The sequence below is a fragment of the Chengkuizengella axinellae genome (assembly GCF_030730905.1).
GTDB lineage: Bacteria > Bacillota > Bacilli > Paenibacillales > KCTC-33759 > Chengkuizengella > Chengkuizengella axinellae.
This window is the reverse complement of sequence record NZ_JAVAMP010000054.1, coordinates 1-772: the sequence shown is the minus strand read 5'-3', so window position 1 is coordinate 772 and position 772 is coordinate 1. Positions and strand designations below refer to the sequence as shown.

Annotated in this window: 2 protein-coding genes; both read right to left on the bottom strand. The window is 34.3% G+C overall.

All coding sequences use genetic code 11. The features are described from left to right. Positions 1 to 46 precede the first annotated feature (46 nt). A complete protein-coding gene (locus Q5Y73_RS24620) occupies positions 47 to 193 on the bottom strand; it encodes a hypothetical protein (protein ID WP_305994568.1) in 147 nt (48 codons plus the stop codon). 19 nt (positions 194 to 212) lie between these two features. Next, positions 213 to 772 (bottom strand): hypothetical protein (locus Q5Y73_RS24615; RefSeq protein WP_305994567.1); only part of this gene is annotated, 560 nt, incomplete at its 5' end.

Sequence of the window (772 nt, the reverse complement as noted above, 5' to 3'; positions counted from 1 at the left end):
ACTTTCATTCGTTGTCTTTTCTTCATCCTTTTTCAACTCCTTCAATTTAAGATTTATACCAAGAATCAAACCATTCATCGAATGACATAGGATTTTCCGTTTCAGCTACATATTCTTCATACTTCACATCTAAAAAGTCATTATTCATTTCTTCTGTCCAATGACAGAAACAACCACCATTCCACTCACACAACCTCTTTCACTCCTTCCAATCAACCACTTTTCCAATTAGCACCATACTTTTCATGAACCTCCGTTAACAGATCCCAATACTGGTTTCTATACTTCTCTTTTTCTCTAGTCTCTTTGTTCAATCGTCTATTCATCATATCTACGAAATTTGGATTTTCACTTTTGTGTATCTTCTCTGTTTCCCTAGATAGTGAACGGATTAATGAGTTTTTTAAAATCTCTATATCAACGGTCAATTCTTGTTTTTTAGCTCTCTTAACTGATGTACCATCAACGTAAACACCTATATGTGAAGGTATTTCATCTTTCACTTTTTCAAACAAATCTCTTGTCATGACATAGTAATTATAATGACCACAAAATGTATTGTGCGCCTTGCTACGGAAGTCTGAAACAGACACTTTAATTTCATAACACCGCCAAATGTTTTTTGTGTCATAGGTGATATAATCAACTCGTTCTTTACCATACCAACCGATAGTTACTTCAAAACACCCAAACACACCCATTTTTTGAGTTGCTGAATAAATTTGTCTTTCCAACCGAATTGTTTCTTCTGTTTTAGGAATGGTTATCACCC